Consider the following 15308-nt stretch of genomic DNA (forward strand, 5'->3'; position numbering starts at 1 on the left):
GGAAGGGAGTTATAAGTATAGGAAGTGTTAAGATGAAATAGCAGCTCAATGGTTTAATGGGCAGACTTTCATTTTTGACTTATTTTCTGGAAAAAAGTCCAAAAACGAAAAGACCGCCTAAATCTGGGAAGGTTGCATCAGTCAGGGCGCTGGACCTCCACGTTTAAGCCCACGCCCACGGCAGACATCTTGGCCCATTTGGCCTGGCTGGCGTTTTTGTAGAAGGTGGTATGAAAACCAGGCAGCATGGCCGCCAACGTCAAAGATTGAGGGGCTGTGCGCGGGGTGGCGTCCACCCATTCCAGGGCAATCACAAAATCCTGCGACACATACAGGTTGTAAGGCTCCAGGTCTACCTGCACCCAGCCTTTTTTTAGGTTCTTCACGCTGGTCAGAATCTCTTTAGAAGAAAGGCTTTCGGCGGGTTGGCCGTCTTTTACTGCGTACAGGTTAACTCTAAACTTGAGTTCCTCAAATTGATTGTTGCTGAGACAGAAATTTAGTTTGCTGAGAAAAGTCTGTTTGTTCCCGTTGGGGATGATGACGCCTACTTCGCGGCCCAGGCTTTCTTGGATGGGTCGTTGATAGGCGGTGAAGGTATGATGAAAGAAAGTGTTAGGCCCTGCGCTGCCACCCAGCTTTTTCTTCTTCCATTGGGTGGCTTTTACTTTGACTTCAGAGAGTTGAACGGGCTTGGCCTGAAGAGAAATTTTAAAGTTTTTGTGGGTAGTGGCCGCATCTGTAAGTTCTTGAAGGGGCACCTCCTTGGGTTCATACCCAATGGCTGAGATGCGCACAGGTTTGTTTGGGTAGGCAGCGGGTATGGTCAAAGTAAAGGCACCTTGCTCATTGGTAAGAGTTCCCAGGGGCTCTTCCAAAATGCCCACGCTGGCGTAGGCAAGGGGTTTCTGAGTTTCTGCATCTACAATTACCCCAGAAAGATGAACGGCTGCGGTTTGTTGTACACGCAGCTTGGTTAATTTGGCAGAGGGAGCCCAGGGAGTGACCGAAAAGAAAGTAACTAAAAGAGCCAGAAGTAAATTCATGAATAAAAACGATGGAACACTTAGGTAGCCGCAACAACTTTACAGAAGGCTTTGACAGGAAACGGACCCTATATTTCAATATTGTATATAGCCTATATTAATATTTTCGATTCGGCAGGCCGGGCTTCTGAAAGACTAGCTTACCGCGTTTTTAGCCTGATTTCCAGAAAAGGGGCCAAAAACGAAGAGCGCCGGCAGTGGTATGCTGCCGGCGCTCTCTAATGCGATAGGATGAATGGCTTATTGAACTCCGCCACCGTCGCCTTGTTTGGCGTCATCGTTCTTGATGGATTTCTTGCGTTTGGGCGGGCCTTGCTGCTGCAGTTTCCCGAAGCGGTATTCAAACGTCAGCCTGAAGCCGCGGTTGTACTGGGTCACGTTGGTTCTGGTGCTGAACGGCAAACCAGACGTCTGGCTGATGCCTTCCTGCAGATTTCTGAATTCCAACGCTTTCCTGAACGGGTTGTCCATGCCCAGGCTCAACGCGCCCTTCTTCGCGAACAACTCTTTTCTGATGGACAGGTTGTGGTACGAGAACGCTGACATCTGGCCTTGCAGGGCAATTCTTGGCGCGTTGAATCCGCCTGAGAACTGCGCACTCACGCCCTTGCCAAAATCATAGCCAGAGCTCAGGTTGATGTTGTACATGAAGCCTTCATTGGAGGCAAACGGCGCGTTCAGGTCTACGTAGTACAGGTTCACGTTTCCGTTGATGTTCCAGGCCGGAACGGGCTTGGTGGAACCTGAGAAGCTCATGCCGTAGGTCTTGTTCTTGGCAATGTTCTTAAACGTCAGGAAGGTGGTGTCATTGATCACATCCGTCACAGACTCAATGGCGTTGTCTGTCATGCGCATATAGGCAGACACGTTCAAAGAAGTAGTCTTGAAGAAGGTGCTGTAGTTCAACTCATACGCATCGGTGAGTTCGGCGTCCAACCCTGGGTTACCAAACACCACCAGGTTAGGTCCCTGCTGCTGGCGGTACGGGTTCAGGAAGAACAACTGCGGGCGCTGAATGCGCTGCGTGAACGAGGCACGTACTTTCATGGTTGGTTTCAGGTCATAGGCCACGGTCACGTTCGGGATGAAGTTGTCATAGTCCGTCTTGAAATCTGGCTGCTTGGCATCCACAAAGTCGGCGGCTACGTTAGTCAACTCATAGCGGCCGCCAAATTTCACCTGCGTCTTTTTGTTGATGTTGAAGCCATACGACAAATACGCCGCCTGCACGTCCTGGTCATACGAGAAGTCTCCGTTAGAAGCCAGGCCGTTGTAGAAGGAGCGGCTGGTCACGTCGCGCATGATGTTCTTGGCGCCAATTTCCAGCAAGGTGTTCTTTGGCATGGGGTGCGCGTAGTCTGCCTGGAAAGTAAGTTCCTTGTTCTCGCCTTCGTTGTTGTTGTTGGTATAAGAAATGGTGTTGCCTTCTAGGTCATAGCGCGTCTGGAACACCTCATTGTCCTGGTCAGTGGTGCTGTACAAGGTTAGGAAGGTGAACTCCTGTTGGGGTTTCTTGAACAAGTGCGTGTAGTCCAGGTTCAGGTCCATGCTCAGGCGCTTGTTGTTGTTCTTCATGGTGAGGTCATATTCGTTCACCAAGGTCTCATTGCCAAATTCAGAAGCGTTGCCGGCCAGTTGGTTGGCAGAAAACGCGGTGGCATGCTGCTGCGAGCGCATTTTAAACTGACCCGTGTTTACCCGTATGCCGGCGGCCAGGCTGTTCTTGTCATCCAGCTCATATTCCAGGCCCAGTTGCCCGAAGCCGAAACGACCATTGGTGCGGTTGCTTCCCAGTTGTTGGATGAGGCTCTTGGTCACATACTTGTTCTCTATCTCAGCCGTGCTGGGGTTGTCTCCTTCATTGGTCAAGAGCGTGTTGGGGTTGTCTTTTCTTTCGGCCTGGTTCATCTGGCTCAGGTTCATTTCGCCTTTGCCGTAGAACATGTTCATGCCGGCGTTCACGTTCACACCCAGTTTCCCCGACTTCACGCTTACGTTGGCGTTGCCGTTGCTGGCGCGGGTACCGGTGGTCAAGGTGGTGGAGCCCGTTACGCCCTGCAGGTTGTTTTTCTTGGTCACAATGTTGATGATACCGGCGGTGCCTTCAGCGTCATATTTAGCCGATGGGCTGGTCACCACCTCTACGTTTTTGATCACGTCTGCCGGAATCTGCTTAAGCGCGTCTGCTACGTTCCCCGCCATCATAGTAGACGGCTTGCCATTGATGAGCACGCGCACGTTGCCGCTGCCGCGCATTTGCAGGTTGCCGTCCTGGTCCAATGAAACCGACGGTACTTTGCGCATCACATCGGCGGCGGTGCCCCCGGTGTTGGTGATGTCTTTTTCGGCGTTGTAGACCATGCGGTCCACTTTGTCTTCAATGAGAGGCTTTTCACCGGTCACGGTCACTTCCTTCAGTCTGGTTTGAGACGGGCTCAACTCAATCTTATTGAAGCTGTGGTCTTGGTCTTTATCTGAGATGGTGATCTGGGTCAGTTCTTTGGTGTCATAGCCAATGAAGCTGATGGTGAGTTTGTAAGTGCCGTTGGGGATTTTGTTTAACGTGAAACGGCCTTTCTCATCGGTCACGGTGCCATCCACGGTTTTGCCGGTGGTGGTGTTCACCAACGCGATGGTGGCAAATTCTACCGGCTTGCTGCTGGAAGAATCAGCAACGGTTCCAGTAATCTTACCAGCGCCTTGCAGCGTGGCCATTGCCGGTGCAGCCCCAGTAGGAGCGCCCGCCGGACGGGCAGAGGGAGAAGGGGCCTGGGCCCAAATTGGAGCGGTGGTGGCGCAGCTTAACAGTGTTAAGAGCAGAAATTTTTTCATAGAAAACTTGAAGTGATACTTTCTCCTGAAGCCCGGGTGCGCTACAGCGTATGGGTTTAGCCGGCGTCCTGATTTGCTTTAGTTGGAGCATTAGTAGGCGCTTGTAAAGGATTATTACAGCCTGTTTCAGATAAAAGCTGATTTTAACAAAACGTTAACGTTTGGGCAGGAAAGGCAGATTTGGAAAGATGGGTTTAAACCGTTTAAAGCCGTTTTTGGCGTGTTTTACAGGAATTAGGCTAAAAACGACGTTTGGTTGATTAAAGGAATCACACTACGCTGAAAGGAAGATGGGCTTGTACTCCAAAGACCTCGTGGAGCCCACATGGACGTGCGAATGTCTGTGCCATGGACTGTTGCCATATGTGGATTTTTCCCATTGGGATTTCTCTTCTGTGCGGCGGATGTTCCATCTGTGACTTGCTATTACAGGTGATGCCTTTCCGTTGGCTATCCCCGAGCAATGCCGCTTGCTCCGGTGCCCTTATGCTTCCTTGTTGTATTGTCTCCGCTAAGCGCTCACGGCCGCGAGGCCCCGTCTTCCCGCCTCGCGCTGTACCAGCTTGCCTCTTCTGCGTGGATGCTCCTTTGGAGGTCAAGCTGCTTATGCCTTGTGGTGGCCGCCGTTCTAACCCGAGGCGGCAACCTGCTTAGGCGACTCGCCGGAAAGACTGAAACGGGTGCGTGTAGCTTAGGCCTTTTTAGGTCGCAATTGGAACAGGTGCACTAAGCAGAGGCCTTTGCCAGCCGCAATTGGAACATGTGCCCGTAGTAATGCCTTTACTAAACGCTGATTCCCCCCTTGAGGGGGGCGAAGGGGTGTTAACACAACAGATAAAATCAATCAATAACCAGCAATCCTTCCGTTTTTGGGCTGTTTCCTGAGAAATAGACTAAAAACGGAAGCCTCCTGCAGGCATGTCTGTTAGAATACACTTGCAGGAGGCTTGTTGGTTTTAGAAGAAGAACTGTTAATGATCAGACATAAGCCGGATCACGGTGCCGTCCAGGTCTGGGGTAACTTTGATTTGGCAAGAAAGGCGGCTTCCTTCTCTCAGGTTGGGCAGGTTCTCCAGCATGTATAATTCGTCATCAGAGGCTTCTGGGAGTTCTGGGGCTTGCAGAAGTTCCACGTGGCAGGTGGCGCAGAGGGCCATGCCGCCGCAAGTGGCTAGAATGTCAAACTCGTTGGCCTTTAACACTTCCATCAGGCTTAGGCCCATGTCTGTGGGGCGGGAACGGCAATGCGCTCACCGGCGGCATTCTCTACGTAAACGGTTATCTCGTCTTGCATGGCATTACATGGTTGGCACCCCGTTCACGGTAGTGTATTTGAGAACAAATTTCTTGTCTGGGTAAACAATGGAGTAGGCACTCTGGGCCATTAGGGCGGCTTCATGGAAACCACATAAAATCAACTTCAGCTTGCCGGGGTAGGTGTTAATGTCGCCAATGGCGTACACGCCCGGAATGTTGGTGCTGTAGTCTACGGTATTCACCACAATAGCCGATTTTTCCAGTTCCAGGCCCCAGTTTTCTAACGGTCCCAACTTAGGCACCAATCCGAAGAGCGGGATAAAGTAGTCTGCTTCTACCTGGTAGCCGTCGGCGCCGTCTGGCGAGATGGTCACAGATTCTAACTGGCCGTTGCCGTGCACCTGGGTCACGTTAGACTTCAAGAGTAGTTTCATGTGGCCTTCCTCTGCCAGGCTAGACACCTTGGCCGCCGATTCTGGGGCGCCTCTGAAGGTGGTTCCGCGGTGCACCAAGGTCAGTTCTTTGGCTACGTCTGCCAGGTAAATGGCCCAGTCCAGGGCAGAGTCTCCGCCGCCGGCCAGCACAATGCGCTTGTCTCTGAAGAACTCTGGGTCTTTGACCATGTAGGCCACGCCTTTGCCGCCTTCAAAGTTCTCCAGGTTCTCAATGGCCGGCTTGCGCGGCTCAAACGAACCCAGTCCACCGGCAATCACCACCACTTTGCAGGTGATTTCAGTTTTATCTGTAGTAATCAGTTTGAAAGAGCCGTCCTCTAGTTTTTCAATCTCCTCTACACGCTCGCCTAACGTGAAAGTGGGGTGGAAAGGCTCAATCTGCTGCATCAGGTTTTGCACCAGATCGCCGGCCAATACCATGGGATAGCCGGGGATGTCATAGATGGGCTTTTTAGGGTAGATTTCAGAGAGCTGGCCGCCCACCTGCGGAAGCGCGTCAACCACGTGGCATTTCATTTTGAGAAGGCCGGCTTCAAACACGGCGAACAATCCCACCGGGCCCGCCCCGATGATGCAAATATCAGTACTTATAGTTGACATGAGTGAGGTATATGGGTATAAAGGCAAGACTTTTACATCATTGCCGTTCTTAAACAGTGCCACCGTTTTCCCTTTTTTGGGTTTTGCGGTTTGCGCCTGCAAAGTAACATCAAAAAAGGCGAAAGTGTTCTGCCAGATTCTATCTTGGTGGTTGCCTCTCTTATATTAAATTGTAATTTTAGCGCTTTAACCTCTCTACCATGCTTGATTTTATCACCTGGGATGTGAACCCCAACCTTTTCTCATTAGGGCCTTTGACGGTGCGTTGGTACGGTCTGCTGTTTGCCATGGCCTTTGTGCTCACTCAACCCATTGAGAAATACATCTATAAAAAAGACGGCCGCTCTGAAGAAGACGTAGACGTGCTCACCTTGTACATGGTCATTGGCACCGTGATTGGCGCGCGCCTGGGCCACTGTCTTTTCTATGACCCGGTGTATTACCTCTCTAACCCCATTGAGATTTTCAAGATCTGGGAGGGAGGATTGGCCAGCCACGGCGGTACCATTGGTATTCTGGTGTCTCTGTACCTGTTCAGCCGCAAATACAAGTTTGATTACCTATGGGTGCTGGATAGAATTGTGATTGTGGTGGCCGTGGGCGGAGCGTGTATAAGGTTAGGCAACCTCATGAACTCTGAGATCATTGGCAAACCCGCCGACCTGCCTTGGGCCTTTAAGTTTGTGCGCAACACTGAACTGTTCAACGGTGTGCCGGCCTACATAGACCCGCGCCATCCTACGCAGTTGTATGAAAGCCTTTTCTGCGTGTTCCTGTTCATCTTACTTTATACGCTTTGGAAGAAAGGGGCCGGTAAAATGCGCGGATTGTTGTTTGGCCTGTTTGTGACGCTGTTGTTCACGTTCCGGTTTCTGGTAGAATTCCTGAAGGAAAACCAGGAGGCCTTTGAAGACGAGCTGGCCTTGAACATGGGCCAATGGCTGAGCATCCCGCTGATTTTGATTGGCATAGTGGTGCTCATCTACGCACTTCGTCAGCCCAGACAACCACAGCAAATGGTTAGCTAGCAGGTGTTTTTTGCCTGATTCTTAGAAAATAGCCTAAAAACGGTTCGGTCTCTGGAAGTAGATTTCCGGAGGCCGAACCGTTTTTAATTTGGGACAGTTTTTATAATGCGTATTGAAACAGATCGCCTTCTTCATTGCTCATGACCAGCGTCTTGTTGTCTTTGAAGAGAATGGCCTCAGACTTGCCGGCCTTGGGCAAGGTAATAATCTGCGGTTTCTGGCTGAAGAATTGGTTAGAACCTTTTTTGATGGGATACAGGTAGAGCTTGCCATACGTGAGGACGGCCATTTTGGAGCCATCTGGGCTTACATCTGCGGAGGTAACCTCGCCGGATATCTGGGTTTTGCTTACCAACTTGGCGGTATGCGTGCCAGCCTGGTCTGAGAGTTCGTAGAGTTTGGAAGTGCGTTTCTGGCCTCGGTCCTTGGAAAGCAGGTACAGTTTGTTGTTGTGCCAGAAGAAGCCTTCGCAGTCAAAGTTGCGCAGTTCCTTTTCTACTTTGCCCGTGGGCTGGTCCTGATACCTAAACTTGATGGTCTGCACCTTGAAGCCCTGCTTGGGCGCCACCTTGTAAATTTTCAGGTCCTGGCGCTCGTTCTTGTTGTTGCCCACGTCCCCAATGTACAGGTAGCCTTTGTTGTCCTGGGCAAGGTCTTCCCAGTCATTGTTGCTCACGTCCTGAATCTGGGTCTGGCTCAGGAGTTTGCCTTGCTCATTGACTTTATAGAGAATGGGCAGGTTGCCGGCATCATTGTGGGTCCAGTACTGTCCCGGTGAACCGGCCATCTCCAACCCAGAACTTTCCACAATTTCACCTGGCAATTTGGCTAGCAATTCCAGACTACCCAACGCGACAGGAATGGAGGTGTAACTGCTCAGGGCAGAGGCAAGGGGGAAGGCGGCGCAAGCCAATAAAAGCAACGGAGGAAATCGTTTCATTGGTGAACTGTTAGGTTAGTCTCTTGTATAAAATCCCGAATGCAGGAAATAGTGTAAACGAAGCGAAAACCCAGAAGTTGAGAAAAATATAGTCTAGAAAGTGATTTAATCCCTCAACAGCAAATTCAAAGAGATAAGAATTAGCCAGTGCCTTACTTGAGAAGACTGCTTCGTTTTTAGGCTATTTTGTGGGATTTAAGCCGAAAACAGGCTCGGTGCTTTAAGCTTTCAGGATAGGTTTTTCATGAATTGCCAAAGCTAGGCGCTACTCTGCTTTTTGGTGAAAACACACAATAAGGAAATGGTTTTTTTGGTGCTTCTAAAAGTCTCCCGTGAGTGAGTGAGTGAGTGAGTGTCGTTTTTGGCTTGTTTTCAGGAAATCAGCCCCAAAACGACACTTTGGAAATCACTACATCTTCCCATTCCCACATTTTCAAATCTTCTCATTTTCAAATCTTCAAATTCGCACCTTAGCGGAGCACCTTCGCTTTTAATTGAAAGATGTCTCTGAGGGCGCGGTCTGCAGCGTAATAGCCGCACATGCCGTGTACGCCACCGCCGGGAGGAGTGGAGGAAGAGCAGAGGTAAATGCCTTTGGCCGAGGTTCTGTACGGCGAGGCCCGAAGTGCCGGACGCGTAAACAACTGCCCCACGTCAATGATGCCACCGTTGATGTCGCCCCCGATGTAGTTGGGGTTGTAGGCTTCCATCTGGTGGGTGTTGAAGGCATGGCGGGCTAGAATCAGGTCTTTGAACCCCGGCGCGAACCGTTCTATCTGGTTTTCTATGGCCTGGGTCATGTCTTTAGTGGAGCCGTTGGGCACATGGCAATAGGCCCAGGCGGTGTGCTTGCCTTGCGGCGCCCGGCTGGGGTCAAAAACACTTTGTTGGGCCATCAAGGCAAATGGTTTTTCTGGGTACTGCCCTTGTGAGGTAAGTTTTTCTGATAGCGCTATCTCCTCCAGGGTGTTGCCCAAATGCACGGTGCCGGCCTGTCTACACTCGGGTGCAGTGAAGGGAACCGGGCCGTCCAAAGCCCAGTCTATCTTGAATACGCCCATGCCGTAACGGTACTTCTTCAACTGCCACTGGTAAATGGCGGAAAACGAATGACCCGCAATCTCCAGCAACTGCCTGGGTGTGACATCCAGCAACACCGCATGAGAGGAGGGTAATTGCTTTAAAGAAGTAACATGATAATTGGTCTCAATCTTTCCGCCCAAGGAAACGAAATGCGCTGCCAAGGCATTGGCAATGCTCTGCGACCCGCCTTTGGGCAGCGGCCAGCCGTGCAAATGCGCCTGCGCCAGCAACACCAAGCCAATGGCCGAGGTGGTCATATTAGACAAAGGCTGAATAGAATGCGCCGCCATGCCCGCCCACAGTCCTCTTGCTTTTTTAGTGGTAAAGACTAGGTTCGCCAAAGTAGTGGCCGGTGACATCGCTTTGATGCCAAATTTCGCCATGGCCAATGGATTCTTCGGGAATTGCAGTGGACCCAGAACGGTTGGCGCCAAGTTTGGCCAGTCCTTCACCAAAGCCGTCATCAATTGCTCATAGGCTTTTCTGTCCTTGCCCAGATGAAGCGCCGTTTCTGGTAAGGAATGCAGGAGCGCTGCGGCGGTGCCGCCGTCAAATGGGTGCGCGGCCGCTACCGGTGGGTAAATGTATTCCAGCCCGTGCTGGGCCAGGGGAAGCGTTTTAAAATAAGGAGACTCGGCGGCCAGGGGATGAATGGCTGAGCAGACATCATGCAGAAAGCCCGGCAAGGTTAGTTCTTTGGTGCGCAGGCCTCCGCCAATGGTGTCTTTGGACTCCACCAACAGCACAGACAATCCCTGTTCCTGCAAGGCAATGGCCGCCGACAAGCCATTCGGCCCAGAGCCGACCACTACTGCATCAAAATCCCGTTTTTCCAAAGGCGAGTCAGGTGTTTACTAGTTTGAGAAGCAAGATACGTATCCTGGCTGACGTGGCCGCCACCCATGACCTCCAATCCTCACGCTTTTATCTTCCCTCTCATCCTTTTGCTGTACTATCAGATTCTTTCCCGCGCTCACATTTTCACTCTCCTTTTGTCATCCTGAAAGGACCTTGTGGGCAAGCTGTAAAGACGGTTATTAAAAGAAACCTCCCGCAGGTTTGAGCGCAGCGGCAACTTATGGATAAGATTAGGGGAAGTTTTCCAATTTGCCATCTCTGCAGAACGGCCCACGCAAGTTACAAACTTGCGCCAATGCTTAGCTCCAAGCTATACGCGTGAAGCAGCAACGGAGAATGTGTTGTGTTTTTGGTCTGGTTTCTGGAAAACAGGGCAAAAACGAAAATTTGCGTTTAGCTAGCGCCTGTCTAGTTCGCCCAAAAGGTCCTTTCAGAATGACAAGTGGAGAAGAAGAAGAAGAAGAATGGTTGGGACTGAAAAAAAGGATCGCCTGTAGCACTAAAACAGCACACCAGGCGATCCTTGAGGATAGCAACAGTCTTACATCTTATGTCTTGCGTCGTAGGTCTATTTACTTAATGCACCTGCAAGCCGCTGTCGGGGACGAAGTCTAGGGAGACGGAGTTCATGCAGTAACGCTTATAGGTGGGCGGCGGGCCGTCGTCGAAGAGGTGGCCTAAGTGGGCATCGCAGCGGCCGCACAATACTTCTATGCGCTCCATGCCCATAGAATTGTCTTGCTCATAGATGACGGCGTTCTTTCTGAAGGTCTCAAAAAAGCTGGGCCAGCCGCAGTCTGAGGCAAACTTGGCATCAGAGGCGAAAAGCTTGTTGCCGCAGGCGGCGCAGTAATAAGTGCCTCGGCCGGTGTAGTTCCAGAGCTTGCCGGTGAAGGCGCGCTCCGTGCCTTTGCCGCGGGCAACGGCATAGACATCAGGGGGCAAGACCTTCTTCCATTCTTCGTCAGAAAGCCGCAGTTTGGTGGTGTCTGTGCGCGAGTAATACGGGTTCTTGGTTTGCCCAGGCGCGGAGGGCTGCGTGCTCACTGCGGTGGTTGCCGTGGGCTGGGTGCCCTGGTCAGAGGCGCTTTGGCAGCTGAGCAAAGGCAGGAGCAGTAATAGGTAAATTGAAAAAAGTAGTTTCATGGGTCTCATCTATAAGGGCAGCAACCTGCCTGCTATACAAACGAAGTCTACGCCCATATTAGTTTTCGGGCCGCTAGAAGTATTCCAGCGTTTTTGGCTTCTTTTCTGAAAAACAGGCTAAAAACGAGGCAGGTAGATAGGTGCCATCACCTGCTTTGCCCCGCCTGTACCTAGTGATGTCTATTTTCTCAATAGTCTCTTCACCAGCCCCACCAAGGCCAAATACAACACGCTCGGGATACCCACCCAAATAAGTTCGCTTTGGATGACGGCCAAGCCCTTCGGGCCGAGGAACTGCTTGATGCCAATAGGAGACACCTGGATGGGGCGCCAAGGCAGAAAATACCGGTTGTTGTCAAAAGGCGAGAAGACCGCCACGCCCAGTCCGCCGGTGGTCATGGCGTCCAGCAAAGAATGCGAGGCCGTGCATAGAAAGAAAATAAAGATGAGGAAGAGTCCCTGCCGACTCTGGAGCGGAACACCTCTGTAGAATACTTTGGTCACCAAAACGCCCAGCAACAACGCAAACGCCAGTGAGTGCGAAAAGCCCCGATGTCCCAGAAAATGCTCATACGGCACGCCAAACTTGAACATGACCACGTCTGCATCTGGAATGACGGCGCAGAATGCCGCCAAGGCACTAAACTTGAAAAGCTGTTTTTTACTGGTAGAAGTTTTGCTGATGGCCACCGCCAACAACGCATGCGCAAATGCAGATGCCATGTCTGTAAATTGAAGGAAGCCTGAAGCTACCTTTCTTTTACCAAGTAAAAAAGAAGGAGGCTCCAGGCTTCAGAATATTTTGTGGGCAGAACAACGTTTTTAGCCTATTTACCAGAAAACAAGCCAAAAACGCAAGTACGGTCTATACGCCAATGTCCTCGTTCCAAAGCGTGGGCTTTTCCTGAATGAACTGTTGCATGAGGTTGTAGCACTCCTGACTGTCTACCACAGTCACATCCACGCCCCTAGATTTGAGCAGATCCTCTTCGCCCATGAAGGTCTTGTTCTCACCCACCACTACTCTGGGAATGCCATACAGCAAGATGGTGCCTGAGCACATGGGGCAAGGCGAAAGTGTGGTATAGATAGTGCATTCCTTGTACACAGAGGCCGGTTGTCTTCCCGCATTCTCCAGCGCGTCCATCTCGCCGTGCAAGATGGGACTGCCGTTCTGCACCCGCTTGTTGTGCCCCCGGCCAATGATTTTGCCGTTGTGCACTAAAACAGAGCCGATGGGAATGCCGCCCTCTTGGTAGCCTTTCTGCGCCTCTTCAAAAGCCGCCTGTAAGAATTGGTCCATGATATGGTAGAAAGTTGGAGTTGCAGAGATGAAATTATGGCTATATACGTGAGTCTAAGAAATCAATATGGGTACACGATCTCCAATCCATTACTTATTTGTTTTCGATAGAGCAGGGAGACGATTCTTACTCAAAATCTACTAAGGGCCGAACTTCTGTGACAGTTGGTGTGCCAGTGCCCTCATTCCTCTCCACTATGAAGATGTGCTTAAGTTGCCGGAAGTACACACCTCCATAATAACTCTTATCCCCATGTTTGGGATAGTTTCTACTGATGAAATCAAAAAGTTGCTCCTCTGTTACAACGGGTAACTTCTTCAACTCCCAAGGTTGCAATCGCTGACGGCTTACCTTATCCTTGGAAATGAATTTTAGAGGATGCCCATCATAGAGAAACAAATTGTTGTACGCGTAGGTGTCCTCCCAACTTTCTTTGAGTGTAATAGGGTCAACTCCTTTAGTGTCTGTGAATTTATAATGCTTGCCCGGTTCATGCAATAAGTAGAGGACCGTGTCCTGCATAGAGGGCTGAGAAACTACCTCATGAGAACAAGTATTTATAAGAGAAACTAATATAAAAATTAAAAACTTCATTTACTTGTAATTTAAATTAATCCACACATGTCAAAGAGGTCCATGATTGCATGAAATCTAACTTTGAGTCAATTTCATTTTTTTCTTCAACTGTCTTATTGTTTTTAAAATGGTATGTGTCTTTTAGTCCGCCCCAAGCAAATGCTTTATAATGATCTAAGGTGATTTGCAAATTATTATGATTTCCAACATCAAACTGTTGTAATCCTTGAGCTATAAGATCTATATAGCGTTGTGCCATCTCTTCATGATGAGCCTTGTTTTGGACTTCTGTGAGAGTTGCGCCATTTTTCTTTTCATTCACATAAGTTTCCCATAGGATAGGAAAATTATCCTTATCCAAGTTTTCATAACCTTTAATTTGGCGCAGGTCTGAAAAAATTTTTGCGTGCACTGATTCGTGTAGAATTGTGCGTGCCACTTCAAGAGTTCGAGCACCATCAACATACTTTGAATTAATAGTTATTACAATATTTGTAAAAGTGTTATCGGTAGGTTGACATTGACCATTTAAAGACTCACCTTTTGAATTTGTGAGGTTAGGAGCAACTTTATAAGTTAGATTAATAGTCCCACCATTATCTAAATACGATGAAATTAAATTTTGCATCACTGTATTTCCACCAAGATCATTATACACACAATTTGTCTTTTGATGGGTTACAAGTGCAGAGGACGATACATCAAAGCTAGTACATCTGCAATTCTCATACACATCAATCAATTCAATATAACCCCCGTCATCTGAGGACCCGCCAGATGAACCTGGAGAGGGTCCTTCCGTGCTTAATTCATCATAAACTGTAATACATATAGGAACTGGCTCAAACCCTACAAAATATGGGGCAGAGCAATAATCGGGGCCGTCAGGGTTGACGGTGCAGGTGCGTTCCCAAATCTCTACAAACCCATAGCTATTGCAATAAGTACGTGAACCACTGCTCTGTTCAGAAGCCTTAATGGAAGAAACAATTTTGCCATTTTCATACCCATAACCATTTACAAACCAGCCTTCCAAGGAAGTGTAGATGACCGTTCCGCTAAAATCCTTTGGTAGGTTCCGGTAGTTCAACTCAGTCAGGTCAACGCCTTTTGCAGAGAAGGCGTGCATTAAAGCTGAGATTTGCTTACCAGTGACTTTATTCTTTAAAATGATAAGCTTGGTAATACCATTTGGGGCTGTATCTGTGCCTTGTAGTTTAAAAGCCAGTTTGGTCTCCATTTTCACTGGCGCTTCTACTAAATAGTAGGTCTTATCTGATACCTCCCGGGCTTTCTCCCATTGCGGCAAGACAGGCGGGAACTGCTTTTTCTTTTTGTTGGCAGGAGATGCCTTGACAAAGGGCTGTCCAGCTTCAAACCACTCCTGGGCCTGCTTCACGGTAAGCGCGTTAGGGTCTGTCTTAGGCTCTACCAGAAGTTCTTCTTGCTGGCAACCTGTCAAAAAGACCAGAAGTAACAGTGTGGTTAGTAGTAATGAATGAATGAATGAATGAATGAATGAATGAATGAATTGTTTTCATGTATTTGATTTTTTCTTGCAATTTTCAACCCTTAAAGTAATTGAAACAGGAAATAACAATCCTTTTTATAACATAACAAATTGACTCTTTTTTGGTTTGTATAAATAGTTAAGTCGTTTGGAAAGGATTAGTTAAGGTTTAAAATAGCTGTCAAAATATGATAAAAGAATAGATTTTGTAACATTAATGATTTCTAGGGCAAGGTAACAAATTTGGCGCAAACCCGTTTTTAGCCTCCTTTGGCCAAAACAGGCCAAAAACGCACCACCAGAAACTTCCCTTTCCGTGGGAGAGGGTAGCTTCTGCTGGGGGTCAGGCCCCTACGGCACCGGGTCATAGCCATGACCGCCCCAGGGGTTACACCTGCCAATACGCTTCAAGGCCATCCAGCCGCCTTTGAACGGGCCGTACTTGACAATAGCCTGGTGCGCGAAGGCGGAGCAGGTGGGCGTGAAGCGGCAACTGCCCGGTGTGAGCGGCGAGATGGTGTAGCGGTACAGCCACACCAAACCCAGAAACAACTGCTTAAACACCCAATTCAACCACTGCATAAACTAACTCCTTTTCTTTAACAACGAACCGAACTGGATATCAGCTAAGTCGCTTTTTCTACTTCTTCTGCTAGTATCGGCAAAAAAATGC

At 49.4% G+C, this 15308-nt stretch carries 13 protein-coding genes; 1 reads left to right on the forward strand and 12 read right to left on the reverse strand.

Annotated features, from left to right (window positions below):
• Positions 1-137 precede the first annotated feature (137 nt).
• The 4 genes from GU926_RS16920 to GU926_RS16935 form a co-directional block, all read right to left on the reverse strand.
• Positions 138-1046 carry a carboxypeptidase-like regulatory domain-containing protein gene (locus tag GU926_RS16920; RefSeq protein ID WP_160693963.1) on the reverse strand — a complete coding sequence of 303 codons (909 nt, stop codon included), beginning with the start codon at positions 1044-1046 and terminating at the stop codon, positions 138-140.
• A gap of 240 nt (positions 1047-1286) precedes the next feature.
• Complete coding sequence (locus tag GU926_RS16925) at positions 1287-3878, reverse strand: TonB-dependent receptor domain-containing protein (protein ID WP_160693965.1); 2592 nt, start codon at positions 3876-3878, stop codon at positions 1287-1289.
• A gap of 971 nt (positions 3879-4849) precedes the next feature.
• The gene (locus tag GU926_RS16930) at positions 4850-5086 is read right to left on the reverse strand and encodes a 2Fe-2S iron-sulfur cluster-binding protein (protein ID WP_317165586.1); all 237 of its coding nucleotides are present in this window, start codon (positions 5084-5086) and stop codon (positions 4850-4852) included.
• Positions 5087-5176: 90 nt separating this feature from the next.
• Entirely contained in the window at positions 5177-6190 is a 1014-nt protein-coding gene (locus GU926_RS16935) for an NAD(P)/FAD-dependent oxidoreductase (RefSeq protein WP_160693967.1), read from the reverse strand.
• A 200-nt stretch (positions 6191-6390) separates the two neighbouring features.
• Here GU926_RS16935 and lgt point away from each other — a divergent pair, with 200 nt between their 5' ends.
• Complete coding sequence (gene lgt, locus GU926_RS16940; protein ID WP_160693969.1) at positions 6391-7218, forward strand: prolipoprotein diacylglyceryl transferase; 828 nt, start codon at positions 6391-6393, stop codon at positions 7216-7218.
• 100 nt (positions 7219-7318) lie between these two features.
• Here lgt and GU926_RS16945 read toward each other — a convergent pair whose 3' ends face one another.
• The 8 genes from GU926_RS16945 to yidD all read right to left on the reverse strand — a co-directional run bounded on the left by GU926_RS16945 (position 7319) and on the right by yidD (position 15217).
• Positions 7319-8158, reverse strand: a complete 840-nt coding sequence (locus GU926_RS16945; protein ID WP_160693971.1) for a hypothetical protein — start codon at positions 8156-8158, stop codon at positions 7319-7321.
• 470 nt (positions 8159-8628) lie between these two features.
• Positions 8629-10077: a phytoene desaturase family protein gene (locus GU926_RS16950; protein ID WP_160693973.1), complete on the reverse strand. Its 1449-nt coding sequence runs from the start codon at positions 10075-10077 to the stop codon at positions 8629-8631.
• A 598-nt stretch (positions 10078-10675) separates the two neighbouring features.
• Complete coding sequence (gene msrB, locus GU926_RS16955) at positions 10676-11245, reverse strand: peptide-methionine (R)-S-oxide reductase MsrB (RefSeq protein ID WP_198001434.1); 570 nt, start codon at positions 11243-11245, stop codon at positions 10676-10678.
• Positions 11246-11425: 180 nt separating this feature from the next.
• Positions 11426-11968, reverse strand: coding sequence for a metal-dependent hydrolase (locus tag GU926_RS16960; RefSeq protein WP_160693977.1), 543 nt, complete (start codon positions 11966-11968; stop codon positions 11426-11428).
• Between the two features lie 142 nt (positions 11969-12110).
• Positions 12111-12548 (reverse strand): nucleoside deaminase, encoded by a 438-nt coding sequence (locus GU926_RS16965; RefSeq protein ID WP_160693979.1) that lies wholly within the window; start codon positions 12546-12548, stop codon positions 12111-12113.
• 127 nt (positions 12549-12675) lie between these two features.
• Positions 12676-13071, reverse strand: a complete 396-nt coding sequence (locus GU926_RS16970) for a hypothetical protein (RefSeq protein WP_160693981.1) — start codon at positions 13069-13071, stop codon at positions 12676-12678.
• Positions 13072-13159: 88 nt separating this feature from the next.
• On the reverse strand, positions 13160-14524 hold the full coding sequence (locus tag GU926_RS16975; RefSeq protein ID WP_160693983.1) for a hypothetical protein: 1365 nt from the start codon (positions 14522-14524) through the stop codon (positions 13160-13162).
• 462 nt (positions 14525-14986) lie between these two features.
• Positions 14987-15217 (reverse strand): membrane protein insertion efficiency factor YidD, encoded by a 231-nt coding sequence (yidD, locus tag GU926_RS16980; RefSeq protein WP_160693985.1) that lies wholly within the window; start codon positions 15215-15217, stop codon positions 14987-14989.
• Positions 15218-15308 lie beyond the last annotated feature (91 nt).

Source organism: Nibribacter ruber, assembly GCF_009913235.1.
Lineage (GTDB): Bacteria > Bacteroidota > Bacteroidia > Cytophagales > Hymenobacteraceae > Nibribacter > Nibribacter ruber.

Bases quoted from the DNA above. Each gene is read 5' to 3' on its own strand.
- GU926_RS16920 (WP_160693963.1), bottom strand. From the start codon at position 1,046: ATGAATTTACTTCTGGCTCTTTTAGTTACTTTCTTTTCGGTCACTCCC.
- GU926_RS16925 (WP_160693965.1), bottom strand. From the start codon at position 3,878: ATGAAAAAATTTCTGCTCTTAACACTGTTAAGCTGCGCCACCACCGCT.
- GU926_RS16930 (WP_317165586.1), bottom strand. From the start codon at position 5,086: ATGGAAGTGTTAAAGGCCAACGAGTTTGACATTCTAGCCACTTGCGGC.
- GU926_RS16935 (WP_160693967.1), bottom strand. From the start codon at position 6,190: ATGTCAACTATAAGTACTGATATTTGCATCATCGGGGCGGGCCCGGTG.
- lgt (WP_160693969.1), top strand. From the start codon at position 6,391: ATGCTTGATTTTATCACCTGGGATGTGAACCCCAACCTTTTCTCATTA.
- GU926_RS16945 (WP_160693971.1), bottom strand. From the start codon at position 8,158: ATGAAACGATTTCCTCCGTTGCTTTTATTGGCTTGCGCCGCCTTCCCC.
- msrB (WP_198001434.1), bottom strand. From the start codon at position 11,245: ATGAAACTACTTTTTTCAATTTACCTATTACTGCTCCTGCCTTTGCTC.
- GU926_RS16960 (WP_160693977.1), bottom strand. From the start codon at position 11,968: ATGGCATCTGCATTTGCGCATGCGTTGTTGGCGGTGGCCATCAGCAAA.
- GU926_RS16965 (WP_160693979.1), bottom strand. From the start codon at position 12,548: ATGGACCAATTCTTACAGGCGGCTTTTGAAGAGGCGCAGAAAGGCTAC.
- GU926_RS16970 (WP_160693981.1), bottom strand. From the start codon at position 13,071: ATGCAGGACACGGTCCTCTACTTATTGCATGAACCGGGCAAGCATTAT.
- yidD (WP_160693985.1), bottom strand. From the start codon at position 15,217: ATGCAGTGGTTGAATTGGGTGTTTAAGCAGTTGTTTCTGGGTTTGGTG.